This window comes from Paenibacillus sp. J2TS4 (genome assembly GCF_018403245.1).
Classification (GTDB): Bacteria; Bacillota; Bacilli; order Paenibacillales; family NBRC-103111; genus Paenibacillus_L.
The window spans coordinates 18614-42779 of sequence record NZ_BOSH01000005.1; the positions used below are offsets into that span (position 1 = coordinate 18614).

Consider the following 24166-nt stretch of genomic DNA (forward strand, 5'->3'; position numbering starts at 1 on the left):
CCATCTTAACTAGTCTCCTTCAGTCTCCATCTTAACTAGTCTCCTTCATCTTCCACCTCTATCTGCAATCTTTATCCTAATCTGTTTCTTCAATCTCCTTCTTCATTTCTTTCTCCAGATTCTGTCTTCGCTCTCTATCTTCATCTTCCATCTCTTTCTCCAGATTCTGTCTTCGCTCTCTATCTTCATCTTCCATCTCTTTCTCCAGATTCTGTCTTCGGCAGTCTAACTATAGCTTATAAAGCTGTTTGGCGTTCTCGTACAGCACCTTGCGCCTGGCTTCCGGGCTGAATTTACGGAAGATGCCCGTCGGGGGATCGAAATCCCAATGCGGGTAGTCACTCGAATAGAGGAGCATATTTTCGGCATCGACCATGTTCAGCAGATCGACCAGATGCTGCGGATTATCCGGCTCTTCGATCGGCTGCGTCGATAAATAACAGTGGTCGCGAATATATTCGCTGGGCAGCTTCTTTAACCAGGGGACCTGGGAACGAAGCGCTTTATAGTTCTTGTCGAGCCTCCACATGAGATGGGGCAGCCAGGCGATTCCCCCTTCGATCAGCACGACCTTCAAGCGGGGGAATTTCTCAAACACGCCTTCGCACACCATACTGACCAAATGCGCCATGAAGGTCTGCGAAAGGCACGTATGCCACTCGATATACCATGTCGGATACCCGGCCGCCGTCGGCGCGGTAGCCCCTCCCGCTCCTTCCGCCCCCGGATGGATGGCGACCGGCAGCCCGTTTCTCTCCGCCGCCTCATAGATCGGATGGTAGTGACGCTGTCCGAGCGGGGAGCGTGCTGCGCTGGATATAATGACTTCCACGATGTCGGGATGCCCTCCGATCCGATCGATTTCCCGGGCAGCCAACAGCGGATCGTGGGTCGAAACGGCCATCGCGCCTTTGAACGCTTTATGCTTGCCCAGCCATTCCGCAATGAGGAAATCGTTATAGGCGGAGCAAATAGCTGCGGCAAAATCCGGATCATGCGTAGTCGCAATGTTATAGACCACTCCCGTCAAAATCGCATACTCAAGATTGTAAGGCTCTATCAGCTGTTTAATCATGAGCTCCGGATCTGAGCCCGCCTTGCCGCCGCCCGGAGGGATCGAATCCCTCCGCATGACACCGACGGGCGAATAATAACCGGAGTACGAATAGCCAACACCGCTTCGGGCCACTCTGCTCTTCCACGGCTCGGGCAGATAAGGGACGAGATTGGAATCGTTCTGTTCATTATGGACATCGGCATCGATGACCTTAACATTCTCCGCCATTCGCTAAAGCTCCTTTGCTAAATAATGGATAGGCTTGGGTTGACACTGCGTTCCTGCATGAACGGGCATTGACTTCGGTTGACATTGCGTTCCTGCATGAACGGCATTGACTTGGGTTCACATTGCGTTCTTGCATGAACGGGCATAGGCTTACTTCGAGCCGTACGTACGCTCATACGCCGTGTTGTACATGTTGAGCAGTTCGTCGGCGCCCAGCTTTTTGGCCTGATCGAGGAATTGCTGATAAGTGTCGTCGTTAATCGGTGTTTTTCCGGTGACGAATTCCGTTATTTTTTGCTCCAAATATTTGTTCAGGTTGCTCAGCTTCGATTTTTCCAGTTCCATCTCTTCCTCGGTCTTGACGATCGCTTTGGGTGCAGGAATAATATATTGCTCATATCGCGCATTAATCGCCTTGCTCTTCTCGTCCAAGCCGCTCTCCCACGCTGCCCGCGCTTTGGCGTTATCGAGAGAGATGTTGTCATACCAGACCCCGTAATCGCGGCGTAGAGGAACGTACGGGCTATTGCCGAACTCCTTCAGGAACATCGGCTTTCCGTCTTCTATCGTATACGTTTTGCCGAGGATGCCGAGAGACAGATAGTTGGAGCCTTCCTCGCTAACCAAATAATCGAGGAATTTCACCGCAGCCTCCTTATCCTTGACCTTGGCCGAAACCGCCCGGCCGCTCGCTCCAACGAGGGATCGGGAATATTGATAGTTTTGAATGCCATCGGCAGCAAACTGCGGAATGGCATCCAGTTCAAATTCCTGGCTTCCGCTTGCGGTTCGTCCTTTCTCGGTCATGGGATCAATGTCCGCCTTCCAGAAATAAGTGACCAACGATTTGCCGGATAACATCCGCTCTTCCCATTGCGGCCCGGTCAACAAGGAGTACTCGGGATCGAGCAGTTTTTCGGCGTATAGTTTGTTCATGTAGAGGAGTGCGTCCTTGTATCCCTCATGATAAGGAGCGAACGCGTATTTATTGTCTCCCGGAGTCAGATTGAAGAAGCCTTGAATTCCCGTAAAAGCTCTGCCGAATACGGTATACAGCCCGACATCCCCAATCGGAGATTGCGAGGTCAGCGGATAAGAATCGGGATGCTTTTCCTTTAACACTTTAAGAAATTGATAAAATTCATCCAAAGTCGTAGGCGGCTCCAAATTGTATTTATCGATTAAATCCTGGCGGGCCATCCAGACAAAGTTGAAGCCCTTCCCTTCGGGGTCTCCTTCCAGAATCGGCACCGTATAGATGCCTCCATCCGGACCTGTCGCCAATGCTTTCGCTTCCGGGAAGCTGTCATAGAAGTTTTTCAGATTAGGCGCGATATCCAGATAATCCTTCAAGTTAAGAAAGACTTTCTCCGGACCGTGCTCACGTCCTTCCTGAGTGCTCACCTGAATGAAGTCGGTGACCGAATTGGTCGCAATCATAATCTGTCGCTTCTCGGTGAGCCCTTCTTGACTGACTACCTGGAACTCGACCTTAACCCCGGTTTTAGCCTCAATTTCCTTGAAAATCTCCCAATCGTCGCGCACCCTCCCTTCCGTCCGGTCATAGACCAGCCATGTGAAGGTGATCGGTTTCGGAGACGGGCTTTCTGATCCGCCCGGTGTGGGGTCAGCCGATGGCTTCTTGCCCCCGCTGCAGCCCGCCAGCAGACCTCCGAGCAGGACCGTCATAACCATTACGGCGATCGTTCTTTTTCTCACCTGTGTCCCTCCTCATTTTGGATAATGAAATAGAGAATGTTGTATATAGATACGGCTTTAAAGAAATGGGCTCCCATTCCGTTCCGAAGGAAAGTGCCCCCGAAGCTTCAAACATCATACTCCTTCCCCAAAAAGTGAAGATTGGCTTCGAAGTGATTTCCAAGTACTTTTCGGGGACCCCAACCAATCATTCCTATTCATTGGACAGGTCTTCGGGAAGTTGGAATACAAAGCCAAAACTCGCCCTGGTGACACCTTTCTTTCTCCACTTCATGGACTTTATTCTTTAATGCCGACAATCCTGTAGGAATCTACAACTATCCCTTCACGCCTCCGATCATGCTCCCTTGAATAAAGTACTTCTGAATAAACGGATACACGCACAGAATCGGTAATGTCGCAATGATGATCATGGCATATTTCATCGTCTCCATATGGCTCATATCCCCCTCTCCCTGCACATTGGCCCCTGCGATCAGAATGTTGCGAAGCATAATTTGCAAAGGATACATGCTGCGGTCATTGAGATAGATCAAGGCGTCGAAGAAAGCGTTCCACTGATTAACCGCCGTATATAAGCCGATCGTGGCCAGCACCGGGGTCGATAACGGCAGGACGATGCGCAGCAGAACCTGAATCGTCCCGCAGCCGTCTATCGTGGCTGCATCCTCCAGTTCCTCCGGGAGCGCCTCAAAAAACGTCCGCATAATAAACAGATGCCAGGTGCTGATTAGCGAGGGAAGGACGATGGCCCATATCGTATTCAGCAGGCCCAGCTTCTGAACGACGAGAAAGGTCGGGATCAGCCCTCCACTGAACAGCAGCGTGAAAGCGGCCATCAGCAGAATCGTTCTTCGCCCGGGCAGCCATTTCTTCGCCAACGGATAGGCCATGGCGGCGGTAGCCACTAATGTCAAGAATGTATGGACGACGGTATAACGAATCGTGTTCCAATAGCTGATCCAGACATCGGGATTAAAAACAACCCTCTCATAAGCAGCCAGTGTCAACGATTTGGGCCAGAGCAGCACCTGTCCGCTGACGACCATGGCATTCTCGCTGATGGAGGCGGAGAATACGTAAATCATCGGATAGACCATGACGATGACCAGAACAATCATGAGGAAAATATTGAACGCATCAAATATTCTGGAGGCCAAGCTCTCTCTGATTTTCATGCCGTTCCCTCCCGCTCGTTACCATAGACTGGTCTCGGAGTATTTTCTGGCCAGCCGGTTCGCAATGACGACCAGAATAAAGCCGATCGCCGATTGAAACAGTCCGACCGCCGTGGCGAAGCTGAAGTCGGCGTCCAGAATCCCTCTCCGGTACACAAAAGTGTTAATGACGTCCGAAGTTTCGTAGTTCAGCGGATTGTAAAGCAGCAGGATCTTCTGAAACCCGACGTCCATGAAATAGCCGAGGTTCAGAACGAACAGAATGATCATGACCGGAATCATGCCGACGAAGGTCACGTGGCGCATCTGCTGGAAACGATTCGCCCCATCTATTTTGGCCGCCTCATACAGAGTAGGATCGACCCCTGCGATGGCTGCCAAGTACAGAATGGTGCCCCAGCCGATCTTCTGCCAAATCTCCGATCCGATATACACGGTCCGGAACCATTCCGGCAAGCCTAAGAACATAATCGGCTCGATGCCGAACAGCTTCACCAATATAAAGTTGATAATTCCGGTGCTTGGAGATAGAAACATGACGATGATCCCTGCAATAACGACGGTGGACAAAAAATGCGGCATGTAGCTGACGCTCTGCACAAATCGCTTGAACGCTTTATTTTTAATTTCATGGAACAGCAGGGCCAGCACAATCGGCGCGGGAAAATGAAACAGCAAATCGTAAATGTTCAGCATGACCGTATTTCGAATGAGCTTCCAGGAGTCCGGAGTGTAGTAGAAAAACTCGATGAAATGCTTTAAGCCGACGAACTTGCTGCCGAGAATGCCTCGGCCTATCGAAAAATCCTGAAAGGCGATGATGATCCCGTACATCGGAATGTACTTGAAAATAAGGTAATACAGAATGCCTGGCAGCATGAGAAAGTACAGGGCTTTATGCTTCCTCAGCATAAACCATAGATAAGACAGCTTGCTCCTCTTTGGCCCGGGAAGCGGCCCTGAGCCTGAGCCTGCGGTTCCGCCCGCTCCTGTTATGTTCGCCACAATTTCCGCACCTCCTTACGATAACGTTTACATTTCGTTTGTTCAGCTGATCCGGCGGGTCCTTAACCGCGCTGTTATGGCCTAACTATACGGACCTCCTGCCTGCGGCGTAAAGCGCGCATATTTTTAGGAAGTCGCATTTTTTACATCGAGAGCCACACCGTACTTTCAGGTCTGTACGCGCAAAAAAAGAGACTCACGAAAAATTGAAGTCTCTGTGGAGAAACCGGATTTCATTAGCTTTTCCTTGACGATCCGAATGACCAGACGGGTACTCACTTGCGGTGAATCGTCCGATATTTGGCCGGAGTTGTCCCCTCGTATCTGCGGAAAATACGAATGAAGGAATTGCGTCCCCAATACCCGACCTGTTCGGCAATCTCATCGATTTTCAAATCCGTTTCGAGTAACAGCCGTTTCGCCTGCGCCAACCGGACCTTGGCGATATATTCTACATATTTCTCCCCCACCTCTTCCTTGAAGGTACGGCTAAAGTGGCCGACCGACATCCCCATCCGCTCCGCAAACCTGTCGATCGACAGCTCTTCCCCGTAACGAGTATGAATAAACTCCAATATTTCGGCGAACTGCCCTTGGCGGGCGTCCGGTTCCTCGACCCGGAACAACACGGTATGGATGTCCTGAAAGAACTGTCTGATTTCCTCCCAGGTTACGCAGCGATCCAGCTTGTCAAACAGCCCGGAGTAAAAAGAAATGCTGAAGTCATTGCGCTCCGTCTCCACAGCGCGTATCCATGTATTCAACACATCGGAGCAGAACCCCTTAATCTGAAGCGCCGTGGCGTTCTTTTTAATCCCCGCCTCCAGCTGATCATATACAGATTGAAGCAGGGGGGCGTAATCGCGGGACTTAAAACGATTGAAAATCCGGTTCACCTCCTGAACGGACAAGAAGCCGTCCCATGGCGGACGATTGTCCTCTGAATGCTCCTCGCTGCATATTTCCACCTCAGAATGAAGACCTTTATAACGCAGCATGGCCAAGGCATACTCATACGAGGCATGCAAATGCTCGATGGATTGGACCGTCTTCCCGATTCCAATCGTCGCTTTATAATACGGCTGCGGGATGATGGTCTGAATGATTTGCGCCGCTTCCCTGGGACCACAGTGCATTAACGCATCATGATGAATAACACACACTATCCGATCCGCTTTAGTTTGACAAAGCCATACCGTAACCGGCATCCGCTTGCGGATCTTCTCCTTCAGCTCTACCATCAGGAACGTTTTGGACGTCTCCGAGAGCTGCTCCAGCCCCCGCGAATAATATTGAATTTCGATACAAAGGACAGTCCGGGTTGCTTTCGCCTGATAAGGAAAATCGATCTCCTTGGCGTAATATTCAATGGACAGGCTATCGCGGTATTCTCCGAGCAATATCTTCATAATGAAATGTTCTTTGACGATGGGGAACATTCCGCCGACCATTTGTGACAGTTCTTTATTCTCAGTAATGAGCAGCTGGGAGAATCGTTTGATCACATCGAAATCATTGCCTCTGGGATGGATGGGGGGGTGTGGCTTATGGTGAGATTCGAGACCGGTTTTGATTTCCCAAATCGGAGTATACAGACGTCGGCTTAAGTAATAAGACACCAGACTGCCGAGGACCAGAACGAATCCGAGAAATACGATGCTGATCTTGCGAATCCAACGCGCCGGCTGCAGCAGGGTCTGGAGGTCGATGAGGCTGACATAATACCAGTCCTCGTTAAAATTCGATTTCATAAAAGACAACGCATGCCCTTGATCATCGACTACGAGAGTGCCCTCCGCATTAGATTGGATGGTATCCAGCCAAGTGGCGGCTTCCAGCTCCGCTTCGCCGGTTTGACTGATGACTTGACCCGATTTATTCATAATCGCGGTCCCGGTCACCCAGTTTTCCTGGATGCCGATACGCTCACGCAATTTATCCCGATTAATGTTGACGACTAAATACACCTCTGGAGTGTGACTATTGAACGGATAGCTCATTAACGCGGAAATATGTGAATAGGAAGTCAGGATTTCATTTGAAAATAAAGGCTTCTGGTTCATGGTGTGCGGTTCGGTGAAAACCATCATTTTTTTATCAGAGAAGTGGGTAAAAAGGGGCGGCTTCCCGGCCGGCTCAATCGGATAATAATACTGGAAGTAAAAATCTTTACTGGTGTGAGTTTGAAAGTCGATCACGAGGTCTTCGTGGACGAAGTACAAATAGGCATTGTACATGATCCCCCCTGATTCGATCTTGTTTAGCTGCTCCATTAAATGATGGACAAGCTCGTTGCGCTGCTGGTTATCGGCGGAATCGCCAGCCACCGCTAGAAAGCTGATCAGACTAGAAGAGCTAAGCATATGAATCATATTGGTTTTCAAAGTAGAGAAGGTGGCATCGGTCTGATCGGAAAAGTTCCGCATAATGGCGTTGTTTAATTTACCGGCATCCTCTTCGATAAGACGAACGATAAAGAAGTAGGTAAAAGTGCACGCCACTATAGCGGGAATGAGGATAAGGATGAAATAGCTCGCAAAAAAACGCCAGAAGAGGGCCATGTTAAACGAATCCGGCTTGGTATTCCGTCTCACCAGACAGCCCTCCTCTTCGCGCATTCTGTTTTATTGTATGTGCCGGACACACAGACAAGAAGTGTATGGAGGGGATGTTAGTTTATTCAGCTATGTAATCATTTTTCCTGTAGATAGGGGGAAGTTTTTTGGGGATTGATCAAAACTATATAAATTGAACTAATGAAGGAATAGCTCATGAAGTGGAGAAAGAAAGATGCTTCTAGGGCGAGTTTTGGCTTTGTATTCCTACCATCCGAAGGCCCATCCAATAAATAAGGAATCTGTTGATTCGGGGTCCCCGAAAAGTACCTGGAATTGCTTCGAGGCTCGTCTTCACTTTTTGGGGAAGGAGTATGATGTTTGAAGCTTCGGAGGCACTTTCCTTCGGAACGGAATGATCCCTTTCTTTAGTGCCACATATATAGTAAAAAATATGTTTGAAAAGTTCCAATAAATGAAGAACGGTACAAGGGGGAAAAATCCAGTGAGGAAGCCGCGCTTCGTTCGGCAACTCGTTGAACTCTAACGGGCTGGATAATTTAATTACAAAAAGAGAATTTAGTGATTGTTTACGGAATGTATGTTCGGTATAATCGATTTGTAACAAACCAGTAAAGTAATCTGTAAGAAAAAAGGAGAAATCTTATGGCACGTATTGATGAAATTGAGTCTGATGTATTTCGTCTTTCGATCTTCTCAACGGAATCCGGATTCCAGTACAATGCATTTTTAGTCCGGGACGAGGAGCCTCTTTTGTACCATACAGGCCCCAAATCACTTTTTTTTCAGTTCAGTCAAGCAGTGGCTAGCCTAATTGATGTTAAACAATTGCGCTGGATTAGTTACAGTCATTTCGAGTCGGACGAGTGTGGCGCACTCAATGAATGGCTCACAATTGCACCTCAAGCTGAGGCTGTAATCGGGATTGTTGGGGCGGCGGTAAACGGGGAGTTCGCTATCAGACCTATTCGTTCGCTTCAGGACAACGAGGTATTCAGTACGGGGAAGAAAAGCTTCCGTTACTTGCGCACGCCTCATCTCCCGCATGGGTGGGATGCAGGATTGCTTTTTGAAGAGACCGATCGGATTCTCTTCACTTCTGACTTGTTCCATCAAAACGGTGATGTGGAACCAGTCACTGAGGCTAGTCTTATTGATCGGTTTAAAGAAGTGTTACAAAACTCACAAGGTCCATTCTCCAACTATATTCCCTATACCATGCACACAGAGCAGATGCTGCGTAAACTAGCAGATCTAGAACCTAAAACACTTGCTGTTATGCATGGCTCTTCTTACAAGGGCGACGGCAAGAGTGCTATTGAAGAACTCATTAAAGTATTTCAAGAAATGTAAGGTATGCTAGCACGCAATAGCAAAGATTTACACCCATCACATATGTATCCATATGTTTACAAGTTGAAAAAGATTGGAATGAAGAGGGAAAGGATATTAAGGGAACATGTACGTGCTAAGGGAAAATGGCACGATTCATATATTTTTTCAATACTTGAACAAGAACTAGGGAAGGATTAATCGAAGAAGGCAGTTATATTATTTACATCATATAACTATATGTTCGCGCTGCCGGTCTTGTTGCTTCCTAAGGCCGTTACGACTAATTTGGGAATAAAGTTTCGTTATAAACAAACTATCTATGGCTTATTTGTATACGTTTTATGTATGATTGCTGTAACCCCAAATTCTGGAAGGATACATGCTATTGAAAAAAATTGATGCGCCTCCTATTGATCTAGTCGAGCAAATCGCAAACGAAAGCCTTAATAAGACGGTGAAAACGATAGAAAGAGAATTAAGGGGCGGTTCTACCTATGTTTATCGTGTACAACTCGAAGACAGTACCTTTTATCTCCGAATTCTCCCAGAGGAAGACTGGAGTTTTGGGGTGGAAGTGCAGGTCCATTCTTTACTGAGGGAAAAAGGAGCCCTTGTTCCCGAGGTTATTTACTTTGATCCCCATCATCGTATCTCAGGGATGTCTTTCATGATTGTCGGTGAAATACCTGGAAGAAACGTTATAAATTGCGGCTCAAAAGACATTTATGACAGCATACTCATTCAGGCAGGAAAACAAATAGCGGTCATCAATCAAGTAAGAGTGGACGGTTTTGGTTTTGTTAAGAGAGGCAGAGAAGAATATGGGGTGCCCTTGCAAGGACAAAATCCATCACTGCATGATTATCTCTATGAATTTCTTGAGGAAGATCTGGTATTATTATCGGAGAATGGGTTCTATCAGGGGGATATCCTCCAAATCAAGAGCATATTCGACACGGGAACTACTTTGATGGGAAGATACGAATCCTGTTTAGTGCACGGCGATTTCGACGATGACCATATTTTCTGTCACAACGGAACATTCACGGGGATCATTGACTTTGGTGAGATTCAAGGAAGTAGTCCGCTATATGATTTAGGACATTTCAAATTGCATGATGGTCAGTATAATCAGGGCTTCCGTTCCTTGGCAATGGGATATAACGAAGTTATAGAACTTTCGTATGATGACCATACAGAAATTGACCTCTGGGCATTATGGATCGGCGTCAGAAGATTAGCACGGAAATACAAATACAATCGTCGAAATAGCAAGGGAAATTGGGGCCGTTATCATGACCATCTACTGAAAACAGTAAAGATTGAAACGGAGTTGCTCGGTAACAAATTATAGCTCTATTAAATAGAATTTTGATTGGCCAATTTAAAAATAAATTACTTCACTAACGGGGAATGTTCGTTCAATAAAACAGCATCAGTCTAGGACTTTATTTCTTTATTTTTCAGTCCGTGGCTGACGCTGTTTTTTATTCAAGTCACAGTCTAATACTTATTTTTATGGAGCTGACTACCACAAGCACGGGCCGAATCCCGTTCGGATTTCTCTTGCAAAATGGCACGCAGTTCTTTGATCTCCTCCTCCGTTATCGATTGCTCTTCGAAAAAATGAACAAGCATCGACTTCATCGTCCCGCCATAAATTCGTTTGAGAAAAGACTGCGCCTCGGCATGTTGACATTCGTTCTGAGCAAAACAATTACTCAGGCCGCTATCAGGTTTCTTCAGGTTTCCGTTCATTCACTGGAAGAGCTTGTGCCTGAAGATCACTTGGTACGCAAAATCGAAAATGCCCTCGACTTTCATTTCATATACGAACTTGTACAAGATAAATACAGTGCGCAGACCGGACGGCCGAACCGTTCGATCTGAGACTCCATTCGAGCCGAAAAAACCGGAGCGAGCAATTCGGGGTTTTAGCATCTGGATTAAGTCATGCCCGAAAATGATTAGTAACTTTTTCACGATTTGCTATATAATTTGTTCTCTCAAAATATCCAATTACTGGATGATATGTGGTAAAATAGTATGAATCAGTCACAGGCCTATATGGAGGAGAATATGTCGAACGAATCCTTTTTAGAAAAAGTGAAGCTATTGATACAGATGCATAGGGAAGGACTCCTTGGCGGAGAGATTATGCCTGAGGATGCTCTACTCGGAATTGTCCCTGAGGTTGAAATGCCTAACGTATTGACACTGGGAATGTCGTTAAATTACCAAAGAAATTCATATACACTTTGGCAATCCATCACAGAGGCTTATCTCGATGAAAGTACCCGATGGTTATTTAATCCCCTTGCTGTATCCGAAAGAACCCAGGATGAATTGCGCTTGGCTTTGCTTCAGTATCGTGTAGCTTTACAGCCTAATCGCCACCCGGAAATTTGGCAGAAGGTCTCGCAAGGAATTGCTAAATCTTCTTCCAGGGGAGACGTTTGGGGCTTGCTGGAATCGGTTCAATTTGACATTGCCCTCTTGAAAAACATTATGCAGGTAACTCGTAAATCGGAATTTCCCTATCTATCCGGTCCGAAAATATTCAATTACTGGTTATATGTGATGGAGACCTATACAGGGGTTAAATGGAAGTCCCGGGAACTGATCACGGTTGCTCCTGATACACACGTTATGAAAGCTACGGTAAAATTGGGACTATGTTCATCGGACGTACTGAATGGCACTGCGGACGACAGGAAGTTTGTCGCTGAAGCATGGGAAAATGCGCTATTGGGCAGCGGATTGGCACCGATTGACGTTCACACTCCTTTATGGCTGTGGAGTCGTGCAGGATTTCCACCGCTCTCTGTCCCCTCTCACAGTAAGTTAGCTTCGCTTTCTTAAATACGCCCAGAAATCGATAGTGCACAAAGATAAATAATGTATTGACAGAATACTTAAGGAGAGACGGTAAGCCCCTCTTTTTTCACATTCTTATGTTTCTTGAAAGAAATACCATCAGGTTTCGACCATTGGAAACTTATCAATAGACTATAGGGATCGATCTTTTATGGCGAACCATACCGTCCATGAATCCTTCTCAATGATTGGGGCTCGATTGCTATTGAGCTTTCCTCTTATGATATCAATTCTCGAAGTTCCTCATCCGTCAGCTCATGAAGAATGGAGCGTCCGGTTCTTAACATTAAGTTTGCCGGCAGGTTTGTCTGGTAAGCGTCTCCCCTCAAAAATGTGGCGTTTTGAATGTTCTTACAGTTATTGGCCTCCCCTTTTAACATTTCATCCGAGAAATCCAGACCAATGAGACGCCCCCTTCTCAACCAAAGCTTTTGTGTAAATGCCCCCTCCACAACCAATATCTGCAACTCGTTTATTCGATACTTCAACAAACTCTCTTATTAAAGATACCCAGGATTCATCAGCGATTCTTGCTGCATACGTCTGCCTGTTTTGTTCATCATGAAAGTTTATTGGCATTTGTAACTCTCCTCCCACCAATTTGTTTCATTAGATGAAATGTCATTTCATTTTATTACACCGTAAAAATCCTCAAAGCTCTATATGCAGGTTTAAGAACGAATAGGCATTCACCTTTTTCCCCTCGGTGAGTATCTTATGGTTGATGCCACTTTTTAAACGGGGGAATAGGCGTGGGATACTTTGTTACCGTAGAGCCGGGAGTTAAGTTATATGTGGAAGATGTTAACCCTGGGGGAAACAAGACCATAGTGTTTTTGCATGGTTGGCCATTAAGCCATAAACTGTTTGAATATCAGTTCAATGTTCTTCCCGCTATGGGATACCGCTGCATAGGCATAGACTGGCGAGGCTTCGGTCAATCGGATAAACCGATAAGCGGCTACACTTATGACCGTTTGGCCGATGATATTCGCGCTGTCGTCGACGCACTTCATATAAATCATTTCACGCTCGCCGGCCACTCTACTGGCGGAGCAATCGCTATTAGATATATGTCCCGTCATAACGGTTACGGAGTATCCAAACTTGTCCTTATTGACGCTGCAGCTCCCAGAGGCTTTACTAAAGAAACGGCCAATCAACTGCTTACCGAAGCCTTAAACGATCGGCCCAAGATGATGCGGGGGGTTACGGATACCTTCTTCTTTCAGTATATAACCAAGCCGTTCTCGGACTGGTTTTTTCAAATGGGATTACAAGCGGCAGGCTGGTCAACTGCGGCTATCATCATTTTGCTAAGAGATGAAAACCTTGCTGCCGATCTGCAAAAAATAGCTGCTCCCACTTTAATCCTTCACGGTATTCACGACAAAGTGATTCCATTTGCGCAAGCTCAAGAACTGAATCAACAAATAAGAAACTCACAGCTTGTCCCGTTTGCATACAGTGGTCACGGTCCTTTCTGGGAGGAACGCGACAGGTTTAATCAGCTGTTGAGACAATTCATTGAAGCCTAAGAGGAAGGTCAGACTCTGATCACCGTCGAACCGCCGTTCGATTGTCTGATCCGCATATTTTGGAACCACCATCTCCATTCATCCATACTTTTATCCCATCTTCCGCAAATCACATTTTGTAGAAAAATGAATTTGTTTGTCGCGAGTCCGGTTCCTCGACCCGAAACACACCGTATGGATGTCTGAATGCACTGTCTGATTTCCCAGGTCACGCACCGGTCGAAATCAATGCGGAATCATATGGCTCAGCGAACAGTCATACCAGCCAGATCATGAAAGATTACTACATGCGGATTGAAGGTACAGGCAAGTACGTCTTGAAGGAGCCACTCGCTCGAAAAGGTGCAAAGACATGCAGAAATACATGTCAATTTTCGAGAATCCGCAAATATGGTGAAAGACGTGCGATACTGCAAGTCATTTACTTCCTAAAGTTGAAAATCGGTCAAATGGCTAAAATGACCTGCACTTTTGCCGGTTCTTGTTTACCTCATCTCGTTTTGGCATATGTGGGTATATGGAATCAACACAAGCAAAAAAGCGCCAAGAACATAAGACGTTCTTTGACGCTTTAGCTTTTAATAGTTACCATTTATTCGTTATTCAGATTCCAAAAAATATCTGCTAAAAATATCAATTTAATCGATCAATTAATTCATTCATTAATTCGAAATATTATACTCTTTCCCTTTCTTCTATCCAGTTATACGAACAATGCTCCAGGATTTGCGACAGCACCGGAATCAGAGATTCCGCTATCCTGGTAAACCCAAGATCATTGGGATGAACCCCGTCCACCGTGCATTCGTCGAAACGGTCTCCAAGCAGCCGGTTTCCGTCGAAGAAGAATACCCTGTCATCGCCCGCTTGATTGAGCTTGCGGACGAGATTGATCGCTATTCGTTTCCGCGCAATTCTCTCTTGCCGGGCAATGCCGTTCACCAACTCTTTCACATAAGGAATCTTGGACACGACCAAGATGGGAACCAGCGGCTGCTTCTCCCGATAAAGACTAAGGAACGTCTCCAAGGTCCGGCCATACAGCTCTGTCGTGCAGTTGGCCTCATAATCGACAATGAAGCAGTCCACATTGGGAATAAGCCGGATGACTTTGGCCACTTCCGCTTCCCCCTTGCCGCTGCCCGAGAACCCGAGGTTGATCACTTCCCGCTGCAATCGTCTGCCGATCTGCTGAGGATAAGCAAGACCCGGGCGGCTTGCACAGCCCCCTTGTGTGATCGAGGTTCCATAGAAGACAAGACGACCTCCTGAGCCGGGAAACTCATCCGCTTCAATGACGGCTTCCGGTGGAAGACCCACCCGAACTTCCGTCACACCTTGGTACAAAGGAAAATTAATCGACACCGTACGCAGTTGATCCGGCTTGTCTCCTTCAAACAGCATCGATTCATACTGCCGTTCTCCCGGCTTCATTCTGCTTGTTCCTATGTACCGCTCCTGACCGGGCTCCCCTACATAAGCATCAAATCCGATCTGGCCGGTGGCGGGCATATGATTCATCGATGCCGGCCCCCGCAGTTTAACCCGAATCGCCACCCGCGGCGCATCGGTCCTAAAGCGAATTTGCCCGCCTGCGGTACAATCCGCAAGCTTATCTACAGCTTCGGGTAAAGTATGATCAGCCGTGAGCGGCAAACGACGATATACCTTTTCCTTCTCCAGCCACGGGAAACCTAACACTTTGAATGGAGCGGAAAGCGGTGAATGCCATTTCCATTCTCCTTGCAGCGGTTTAATTAATAGATTAGTATCCAGAAGCTGAAATAGCGTCTGACTTTCTACGGCCAATCTTACCACTCTCCATGTAATCCGACAAAATTCAAGGGTATCGAACCTGACCATCCCTTAACTAGGACTAAGACGAAAAATCGCTATATTTCAAAAATTGATCATCTAGCCTTTAACGGCCCCCATCGTCGCCCCTTCCATCAGAAGCCGCTGGAATAACATGAATATAATAATGGACGGAACCATGGCAATCGTTACTCCGGCGAACAGCGTTACCCAATCGGCAGTATATTCCATTTGCTTGTTGGCAGAATACATCTGCACTGCAATCGGGTATTTCTTGGGATCACTTAAGTAAATAAAGGGTCCCATAAAGTTGTTGTAGTATCCAAGAAACTTAAATACGGCTACCGTGACAATCCCCGGTGTCGATAACGGGACGATGACACGCCAGAATCTCTGGAATAGCGTCGCTCCGTCCATCGTCGCACTCTCTTCCAGTTCCTTCGGCAGAGAGCTCATGAAGCCTCCAAGCAGCATCAGGTAGAACACGCTCTCTCCCAAGCTGGACAACAGGATCAACCCGGTCAAACTATTGGTCAAATCGAGCTCCCGCATAATGACGTACTGGGGGACGAGCGCATTGACGCCGGGAAGAAACAAGGACAGCATGATCAGACTCCATATAAGTTTTCTTCCCTTAAATTCCATCCGTGTCAGAGCATAAGCATTGATGGTCGTAAAGAATAAGCTGACCACCAGACTTCCGCCCACATAATAAAGTGTATTCAGAAGCGACTGTCCGAAGCCGTATTGATTCCAGGCTTTCAAGTAGTTGCTCCACTTAAGTTCTGAAGGCAAAGCCCAAATATTCTTGAAAAATTCAGGATTGCTTTTCAGTGATTCGTAAATAACCCAAACCAGTGGAAAAAGAATCGTCAGCGCCCATAGATACAGCACAATGCGCCAGACGACATCCATCCATGTCCGTTTTTCCTTCAAAATGATCCCTCCGAACCTTCAAATGAATAGGGTCTAGTATTCATACCCTCTATTCGGGAAAAATTTATCCATAACCAGCTTGGCAGTAACTAATATGACGAAAAGAATCATCCCTACAGCAGATGCATAGCCGAAGTTCCTGTATTCTTCTCCGAAGGCCAAATTAAACATATAGAGCCCGATGACATCTGTCGCCCCGTAAGGACCTCCATTGGTCATGATCAGAATGATCTCGAAGCCCTTCATCGTTCCGACGACCAGGAACAGCGCAGCCACACGGATGATGGGAGACACAAGCGGAATGGTGATGCGAAGCAGGCGGGTCATATGTCCAGCTCCTTCGAGGATCGCCGCTTCGTACAGAGACTTCGGAATCGCGAGCATCGCATTGGCAAAGATGATGACATACAGGCCTACCCCGCCCCAGACCCATGCCGGGATAATGGCTGCAAGCGCCGTTTTTTCGCTGCCAAGCCAATAATAGTTGCCCATATCCATTCCGATCAGTTTAAGAATCGCATTCAACAGACCGTAGGTTCCATCGTAGACGAACGCAAACAAGAGCGCGACCACGACCGTGGACAATACATTGGGGAAGAAAAACAGGACCTTCAGAAAGCCGTTCTCGCGATAGCTCTTATGGGTAATCAAGTAAGCTAGCAGCAAAGAGATAAGAACGACGAAGAAGGGGACCGTCACCATAAAAATGAGATTGTGGGTCAAGGCGCGCCACACATATTTATCCTGAAGGGCGGTAACGAAATTCGACAGCCCGACAAACTTGGAATCCGTGAGTCCGTCCCAATCCAGCATAGAATAATAAACGGACAAAATATTCGGGAATAAGGTAAACAGCAAATATCCCCCGAACGGCGGAATAATGGCCAGTGCCAGAAAAATATATTTTTGCGTACTCGCGCTATCCAGCCTCACCCTTTTTCTTGAGGACTGTGGTGTCTTCACCACGGTTGATTCAGACATGAGAAGTTCAACTCCTATTATAAAAAATGGAGAGCAGAGAGGCCTTCCTCCCCGCTCATGGCAGCGTTATTTTTTCTCTGCCTCCACCGCTTTCTCCAGTAATTTCTCCGCTTCTTCCAGAATGGGCCTCGGATCCTGCAAGCCCAAAGCAAATTTCACGATATTTTCATCCAGTAACTTCTCCGCCTGCGCCAGGTTCGGATTCGAGATACTGATCGATCTGCTGGCTTTATACGTATGGGCTTCATTCTCCGTAATATACTCCAGAACGGCTTTAGTCGAACTCATAAGTTTGGCTGTTCGTGATGGATCCTCGATCAAATCCTTGCGCATAGGCAGTGCACCTACATTTTCTGCGGCATCTTGCTGGTTATCAAGGGTAAGCTGCCAGACGATGAATTCCTTAGCCCACTTTTTATTCAAATCCGGTTTAGCCGCCCAGATGTAGTTGAAGCCTGTAGTGCCGCTTCGAATCCAAAGTTTTTGCTCTTCGCTATCTCGGAACGGAACGGCCATGTAACCCCATTCGAAATCCGCGGGCGTCGCTTCCTTCATTTCGTTCTCAACGTGGGTTCCGGTTGATACCATCGCCGCCTGGCCTTGAAGCACTTGCATTTGCGATTGGGTATGAGTTAAAGCCGGCAGTCCTTCGGCAAAATACCCTTGCTGACCCAACTCATAAATACGAGTCCAAGTCTCAACCGTTTCCGGAGCGGTATATTGCGGCAGCGTATAAGTCTTGTAGTTCTCGATGAATTCCTCCGCATGGCCATTAATATCGGCCAGTTCAAAATTTTTGGCTGTTCCGAAAGCCCAGTTATGGTAGCTTGGATAAATGCCTGGGAATGTGATCGGAATAATACCGTCTGCCTTAATATCCGCTAACAGTTGCTTGAACTCCTCCCATGTTTTCGGATTTTGATTCCAGCCATGCTTTTCGAACAGTTTCTTATCAAAGAATAACCCGCCGAAGCTGGTGTAGACTGCGAATTCATACCTCTTCCCTTGAATCAACGGTGTGGATTCATACATTCCAGGCATACTCAGATCTTTCACCGTTTTATCAGGCACATCCGGAAGCTTATAATCCCAAATATCATCCATGGGCTCCAGCTTGCCTGCTTCAGCCAGCGATACAACTCCGCCGGCAGGAGCGGTATTGAACAAATCGAACATGTCATTATCGTTGCCTGCTGAAATTTTAGTGGAGAGAATCGTTTTCATATCCGACGATGCCGTAACGTCAAACTTGACATTCGGGTATTTCTTCGTGAAGGAGTCCACCATTTTATCAAACCCTTCACGCCCGTAACCTCCTACTTGCTGACCGACTTTAAGCGTAACCTCCACATTTTTCGGTAATCCGTTGTCATAGACCTCGACTTCTGCATTCGGCGGCGGACTGCTTGATTCAGGTGAAGCAGTAGGCTCTGCATTTCCCCCATTGCCCCCGCAAGCGGCAAGCATAGTGACCGACAGAACGGCGGCGGCTCCAGTAGTCATCCATCTTTTTATTGTAGTGTTGAACAATTTAAATCTTCCCCCTTCTTTAATAAATATAATTGATTAATTAATCCTAGTTTACTTACCTTTTGTTACGGCAATATCAATTCGGGATTTACTTTTTGTAAATCTTTATATGTATGTCCCTTCCGGATTCTCACCTCCTAAAAAGAGTATTGTAATCGTTTACAATAAAGCATTGATTTTAGACTTTGCGACGATCAAACGTTATGAGAAATAACAGCCACTGCAAAATATAATTCTGACTCTCATAAGATTATTAATTCTTTAGTTAATCAAATATTTTTATTAATTAGCCGTTAAACGGATTCGATCCTTCGGTATCTTCAAGCGCAAACCTAGTACTTCTTATCCTTACACTCCATGCTCAACTGAAGAAATGGATAGTATTTCAACCAATTAAGATATGCTTACGCTGTCAGATTGAAATAACGGGACCTACATAAATAATAATATCGTTCTTTTTTCATTTGTCAATCAATTTTACTAATATAACTTTTATTCCTCCCGCTTTAATGCTAAACTATAGCAAGAATCTTCCGCTAATTCATTAAACATTGAACGATTTATTGAAATAAATGGGGAGTCTGGAAGGGGAAATACGGCATGAGCAGCTCAGAAAGAAAAACAAGCCATATGCTTTTGAAATCAATAAATCAACAGAAAGTACTCTATCTTATTTACTCTGAGGGACCGATATCGCGTGTGGAATTAGCTGAAAAAACAGGATTGAGCCGACAAACGGTAACGAATATCGTCAATCGTTTATTGAAGGATAAAGTCATTACGGTTGGCGAGCATATGGCTTTGGAATCCGGAAGCGGCAGAAAAAGAATCGCGCTTCATGTCAACAGCAGCAGACTGTATGCCATCGGTATAGAGCTGGCTGGTAAATATATCCGCGGCTGCATCTATAATTTACGTCAGGAACGCATAGCCTCTGCTGAACGTACCATCGATAAATATGGGTCTATCGAGGTTCTTCTACGTCTGCTGCACGAAGTCATTGACGAGCTCCTTCCTCAAGTTCCAGACCTGGCCAAGATTAAAGGCATTGGCATCAGCATGCAGGGTCTGGTAGATTCGCAGCATGGCATCATCCTGCGCACTCCCGGGATAGGTGTTCATCGATTGCCGCTTAAGCAATTGCTGGAGGATAAGTACCACATCCCGGTCTATATCGAAAATGACGTTAATTTATTATCCGTCAATGAGAATATGAATGGGTGTCTGAAGGATTCCAAAGACAATATTACATTGAAATTCGATTACGGCACTGGCGGGGCTGTCGTTTCCGAGAAACGCCTCATCCCTGGCTCGAGCTTTGTTGCAGGTGAATTTGGCCATTACAAAGGATTCTCAGAGCCTGATGCCTATCCTTGTCACTGTGGAAGAAACGGCTGTCTTACTACTTTGGCGTCTATTAGCGGTCTAAGCGTATCCATTAAATGTACACTAGAGGAATTCGCGGAAGGTTTGCGTAACGGAGACCCCAAGCTAATTCGCTTATATGGACTAATTATAGAAGGGATTGCGGTAGCTATTGCCAATATTATTACCTTCATCAATCCCGATAGTGTACTGCTTTCAGGCAGAGTGCTGTGCACCATAAGCCCCGATATGGTCCCCGAGATCAGATCAAGAGTATTGAAAGAACTGCCTGTTACTGTCAACAATGTCCGGATCATGCATCTGGAGGACAAGCCGGATGAAACCAAGCTGGCGGCCGGCCTTGTTATTAAGCGGGCTTTTGAAATCCCGTTGGATACCCTGTCCTTGTAGATATCCTTTTGAACCATAGCTGCATTCACAGGAAAAAGCCTCCGTAAGGCCATGCCTTCAGAGGCTTTTCTTAAAACCACCCTGGAAGCATGTGGCCACTATAGAAATTAAATAATAATATTGAAATAAGTTCGTAAAGCCTCTTTGTATTCTTCCTCCGTTTCCGGGATAAAGCTGCGGACACCTTCGGATGTGAATAAGCGGAACTCTTTGCCAGCCACAGTATTTCGTCCTTCACGGGTTCGCATAGCAACCATGGCATTTTGGGTAAATATCGATTCCGGCGCATTCTCACACCAATAGGTAGCCATAATAAAATCTTTGGCCAGCTGCGGCTCCTCGGTGAAGGAATATAGGCGGCTCCATTCGCCATGCTTAAGCTCGCATAACATCCAGCCGTATTCCGGATCCCGCTCCAGGCGGTAGCATTCATCCCCTTGCGGGTGCTCCAGCCCTTCCACCATCTGAATCGGCCGTCTGGGAACGATTCCCCCTACCCCTACGTCACACAGATAATAAGCATCCTCTGCTTTGACTTTTAATACGTGATGGCGCCTCTTCGGCGGCGGGTTCGGCTCATCACGCCAGAAGCGAGACATCAAATCGGTGACAGGATACGCTAGCTCGCGCAGCAGCCAACCAAAGAGGGCATTCAGCTCAAAGCAGTAACCGCCACGCCGGCGGTTGACGATCTTCTCGATCAGCTCGGGAATTTCCAGGGAAAGCGGGATTCTTTGCAAAATATCCAGATTCTCATAAGGTACAGTATGCAGATGACATTCCTGCAATTCCGCGAGCGCTGCGGCACTGCCATCCAACGGACCGCTGTAGCCTATTCGCTCCAAATAGGCTTGCACTTCCGGTTTCAAATTATCTCGGCTATCATTCAATCCCATCGACTCCTTACCTTTATTAAGAATACGCCGCTCCATGGTCATCACCATCTTAAATCTTAACAACTTCCTCTTCTTCTAACAAGCCTGCGCTTCCGCTCTTATTATTCTTTTAATTGTGCTCTGTGCATCGGCCTGCAGACCGATTTCTTCTTCAATATCAATGTACATTTGTACAAGAGCCGCTTCAGCTTTCATCCATTTGATGGGGACGCGCTATGGGGCAGCAGCAATAATACCCCGAGAGCAATAATAATCGTGAACTACTCACCACTTAACCTAGCTTTACGGCTCTAACGGTTTGAAGTGGGAGCTTCTAGAGTTCTTTCAAACCTATTTAAGAAGGTTGATTACTTACGCAATCCTTATTCTTACAGGGTGTCCACTTCGCACCGACAAATACAGCAGCAACGACCGGCATGATTAGGTTCGCTGTCAATTCGCAATCTCCCCGAATAAACTTGCCCGACTTGTAGCCAGATTAGAACATCCGCCGAATAGCGCAAATCTCTCCATCCTGTCCACCCTCCTTTGGTTGACTCTATGGAATCGTTTAACTCGAATGATCACCCTAATATTATCACACCTAAAAACTTGATTATATATCGATTCAAAGGCGTTTATCGCTGATTTTAAGGAAGATAAACCCCGACAAACAAGGTGTTCCACGCGAAAAATAATAGACCTCTAACCCCTATTTAAAACCATTTGACAGCGCCTCATTCTTTTTTTGGAAATCCCCTCATTTCATGTCCGATCCCTATCCAATTGCGTAAATATACGTTTGGAAAACTTATATTTGTAATCATTCCCCCTGGACTCATCGCCGGCATAATTGTAGGTGCATCGCTGAACAACTGCAATAATACATTACTTCGGACCGTAATGGGCCGTTTTTTAATCATCGACTGCAATAATACAGTCCATTTCTTCAATCCAGTCCTTATTGGGGGCTCCACATACGAATCCACTGCATTTTTGCAGCAGATCTCTCGAAATAAGGTCAAAAGCTGCCCTTCGACTGCACTTTCGCATTCCTTTTGCCATTTGGCCATTTGGCAAGTGAGGAATTTTAGAAAGACGGGAATACACTAGAAACCGCAAAAGCTACCGGTACGATGGATCTGGCGCAGCAAAAGCAGTTAAAAGACTTACAAATTCTGACGTGCAAAGTAAAAAAAACGCCGTCCATTTACGACGGCGGCATACGGCTTCCCATATAAGTGAACTCGTTCAGCTTAGCTGAATATCGAATAATCAGATGGAGACTCTACTCCACCTGATTTTGAGCCCACCTATAGAGGTGGGGGGGCTTAACCCGATAATACAAAAATCGGGATAAATAGGCCAGACTATTTCTAGACTATTTCCGCTAGTTCCGGACTTTCCAGCCTCTTTACGTTACTTCCAGCGCATTTCATTACTTATCACTGATTGGCTTCCTCACGGGTCACTCCATCCTCGCCGAACCAAAACCAGAAACCCCAATCCGCATAGCTTCCATTAATTTGATAATAGACCTTCTCCACTCGAGAATCACTAAAGACAACATCGTTCAATAGATTGTGGAGCTTTTGATAATCGATTATATATAGAGGTCCCAGCTGCTGCACCATTTCTTCATTAAAATCTACAACCACGACCCCCTCATTTTCTACCACAGTATTAAGCCATTCCGGTTCGCTCGATTTTTGCGCGAATTCTGTCCCCTGCGGCGGATTAGCCAGCAGCTCGCGAAGCTGTTTCTCGATAGTCGGAGACGATTGGCCGTACTCCTTCACATTGAACCCTTTGGATTGACCTAGCGCTGAGGGGCTTCTCTCCTTGAGAGTCTGATATTCAACCTCTCTTACTTTCTCATCGGTCAGCCCGAAATATTGCTGGAAGCCTGCCAAATCAAGACGACCATCCGTCTGGGTCCAGGCTTCAAACTCAGCCAGACCTACATGGGAGATCAAATAATCCGGAATAGTATAAGCTGCATGATCAAATACATGGTACTCGGGAGGAATCGGCGGAAGTCCCCAGACCTCGTAATATTTCACAATCAATTCCACATCCAGATCTGTCAGCTCAAAGGCTTCCTGGAAATGGGCTAAAGTAACCTCCTCGGTCTTGCGAATCCAATTGAAGTAATTTCCAATTCCAACATGGTAGACGAGTCCTGAGGGGATAGGATTATTTCCCGCCTCCTCGCCTTCCCACCCTTGGGGAAGATCGATCGTAATTTGAGTGTCCTCATAGCTCGAGCCATGAATATACCCCACCTCCGCACCTAGCCGTTCAGCAACCAGCCGAAGGGGAACATAAGCGTCATCGTCATAATTCAAAATAGCATATTCCTCGGATAGATCCTGTTTTTCCCCATTGATGATCAGTTGGACTGGGTATAGTGCGGCCTTGATATAATCAGCAGCAAAAGCAGTCGTAGCTCCCGCTACTATTGCGCCGGCTATCAGCCCGGACAGAAACATCCTTTTTTTCATCTAGATTTTCTCTCCTTTTTAGAATCTGGTGATGGGTTTCATTTCCATTTCATTATTAGACGCTGCTTGCTGGATAAAAGTTGCAGTCCATTTTTGCAGTCCCGTATGTTTACCCCTAATCTGTCTCTTCCCAATCACCCGTTAAGTAAAAAAACCATCCTGATCGGTCTGCAAGCAGATCATACAAGGATGGTTCGTTATTCTCGTTATAGTTCTAGTCTACAAGGCGACAGCTT

17 protein-coding genes and 2 pseudogenes are annotated in these 24166 nt (G+C 46.5%); 6 read left to right on the forward strand and 13 right to left on the reverse strand.

The window, feature by feature from the left end; genetic code table 11:
- Positions 1-229: 229 nt before the first annotated feature.
- From KJS69_RS12535 to KJS69_RS12555, 5 genes are all read right to left on the reverse strand, one after another.
- Positions 230-1285, reverse strand: coding sequence for an amidohydrolase family protein (locus KJS69_RS12535; RefSeq protein ID WP_213584120.1), 1056 nt, complete (start codon positions 1283-1285; stop codon positions 230-232).
- A gap of 150 nt (positions 1286-1435) precedes the next feature.
- Entirely contained in the window at positions 1436-2980 is a 1545-nt protein-coding gene (locus tag KJS69_RS12540) for an extracellular solute-binding protein (protein WP_213584394.1), read from the reverse strand.
- A gap of 341 nt (positions 2981-3321) precedes the next feature.
- Positions 3322-4182 carry a carbohydrate ABC transporter permease gene (locus KJS69_RS12545; protein WP_213584121.1) on the reverse strand — a complete coding sequence of 287 codons (861 nt, stop codon included), beginning with the start codon at positions 4180-4182 and terminating at the stop codon, positions 3322-3324.
- Between the two features lie 18 nt (positions 4183-4200).
- The gene (locus KJS69_RS12550) at positions 4201-5094 is read right to left on the reverse strand and encodes an ABC transporter permease (protein WP_374706636.1); all 894 of its coding nucleotides are present in this window, start codon (positions 5092-5094) and stop codon (positions 4201-4203) included.
- 368 nt (positions 5095-5462) lie between these two features.
- Positions 5463-7781, reverse strand: coding sequence for a helix-turn-helix domain-containing protein (locus tag KJS69_RS12555; RefSeq protein ID WP_249730494.1), 2319 nt, complete (start codon positions 7779-7781; stop codon positions 5463-5465).
- A 627-nt stretch (positions 7782-8408) separates the two neighbouring features.
- On the opposite strand from KJS69_RS12555, the gene KJS69_RS12560 reads away from it, so the two are divergent.
- Both KJS69_RS12560 and KJS69_RS12565 read left to right on the forward strand, forming a co-directional pair.
- The gene (locus tag KJS69_RS12560) at positions 8409-9116 is read left to right on the forward strand and encodes an oxygen-binding di-iron domain-containing protein (RefSeq protein ID WP_213584123.1); all 708 of its coding nucleotides are present in this window, start codon (positions 8409-8411) and stop codon (positions 9114-9116) included.
- A 367-nt stretch (positions 9117-9483) separates the two neighbouring features.
- On the forward strand, positions 9484-10452 hold the full coding sequence (locus KJS69_RS12565; RefSeq protein WP_213584124.1) for a phosphotransferase family protein: 969 nt from the start codon (positions 9484-9486) through the stop codon (positions 10450-10452).
- A 149-nt stretch (positions 10453-10601) separates the two neighbouring features.
- Here KJS69_RS12565 and KJS69_RS12570 read toward each other — a convergent pair.
- Positions 10602-10796: pseudogene (locus tag KJS69_RS12570) on the reverse strand (BlaI/MecI/CopY family transcriptional regulator); the annotation flags it as partial.
- On the opposite strand from KJS69_RS12570, the pseudogene KJS69_RS29670 reads away from it, so the two are divergent.
- Together KJS69_RS29670 and KJS69_RS12575 are read left to right on the forward strand one after the other, a co-directional pair.
- Positions 10788-10976, forward strand: a pseudogene (locus tag KJS69_RS29670) (transposase); the annotation flags it as partial. The pseudogenes KJS69_RS12570 and KJS69_RS29670 overlap by 9 nt on opposite strands.
- Before the next feature lie 168 nt (positions 10977-11144).
- Positions 11145-11960 (forward strand): hypothetical protein, encoded by an 816-nt coding sequence (locus KJS69_RS12575; RefSeq protein ID WP_249730495.1) that lies wholly within the window; start codon positions 11145-11147, stop codon positions 11958-11960.
- A gap of 396 nt (positions 11961-12356) precedes the next feature.
- Here KJS69_RS12575 and KJS69_RS29675 read toward each other — a convergent pair whose 3' ends face one another.
- Positions 12357-12554: a class I SAM-dependent methyltransferase gene (locus KJS69_RS29675; protein ID WP_249730496.1), complete on the reverse strand. Its 198-nt coding sequence runs from the start codon at positions 12552-12554 to the stop codon at positions 12357-12359.
- A gap of 173 nt (positions 12555-12727) precedes the next feature.
- Between KJS69_RS29675 and KJS69_RS12585 the strand changes: the two genes are divergently transcribed.
- On the forward strand, positions 12728-13513 hold the full coding sequence (locus KJS69_RS12585; protein ID WP_213584126.1) for an alpha/beta fold hydrolase: 786 nt from the start codon (positions 12728-12730) through the stop codon (positions 13511-13513).
- Between the two features lie 675 nt (positions 13514-14188).
- Here KJS69_RS12585 and KJS69_RS12590 read toward each other — a convergent pair.
- The 4 genes from KJS69_RS12590 to KJS69_RS12605 all read right to left on the reverse strand — a co-directional run bounded on the left by KJS69_RS12590 (position 14189) and on the right by KJS69_RS12605 (position 18775).
- Complete coding sequence (locus KJS69_RS12590) at positions 14189-15322, reverse strand: SGNH/GDSL hydrolase family protein (RefSeq protein WP_249730497.1); 1134 nt, start codon at positions 15320-15322, stop codon at positions 14189-14191.
- 105 nt (positions 15323-15427) lie between these two features.
- Positions 15428-16264, reverse strand: a complete 837-nt coding sequence (locus tag KJS69_RS12595; RefSeq protein WP_213584128.1) for a carbohydrate ABC transporter permease — start codon at positions 16262-16264, stop codon at positions 15428-15430.
- A 33-nt stretch (positions 16265-16297) separates the two neighbouring features.
- Positions 16298-17245: a carbohydrate ABC transporter permease gene (locus KJS69_RS12600; protein WP_213584129.1), complete on the reverse strand. Its 948-nt coding sequence runs from the start codon at positions 17243-17245 to the stop codon at positions 16298-16300.
- Between the two features lie 66 nt (positions 17246-17311).
- Complete coding sequence (locus KJS69_RS12605) at positions 17312-18775, reverse strand: ABC transporter substrate-binding protein (RefSeq protein ID WP_213584130.1); 1464 nt, start codon at positions 18773-18775, stop codon at positions 17312-17314.
- 600 nt (positions 18776-19375) lie between these two features.
- Here KJS69_RS12605 and KJS69_RS12610 point away from each other — a divergent pair.
- Positions 19376-20551, forward strand: a complete 1176-nt coding sequence (locus KJS69_RS12610; RefSeq protein WP_213584131.1) for an ROK family transcriptional regulator — start codon at positions 19376-19378, stop codon at positions 20549-20551.
- A gap of 107 nt (positions 20552-20658) precedes the next feature.
- Here KJS69_RS12610 and KJS69_RS12615 read toward each other — a convergent pair whose 3' ends face one another.
- Together KJS69_RS12615 and KJS69_RS12620 are read right to left on the reverse strand one after the other, a co-directional pair.
- The gene (locus KJS69_RS12615; RefSeq protein ID WP_213584397.1) at positions 20659-21447 is read right to left on the reverse strand and encodes an arylamine N-acetyltransferase family protein; all 789 of its coding nucleotides are present in this window, start codon (positions 21445-21447) and stop codon (positions 20659-20661) included.
- 1424 nt (positions 21448-22871) lie between these two features.
- Entirely contained in the window at positions 22872-23930 is a 1059-nt protein-coding gene (locus KJS69_RS12620) for a stalk domain-containing protein (RefSeq protein WP_213584132.1), read from the reverse strand.
- Positions 23931-24166: the final 236 nt, after the last annotated feature.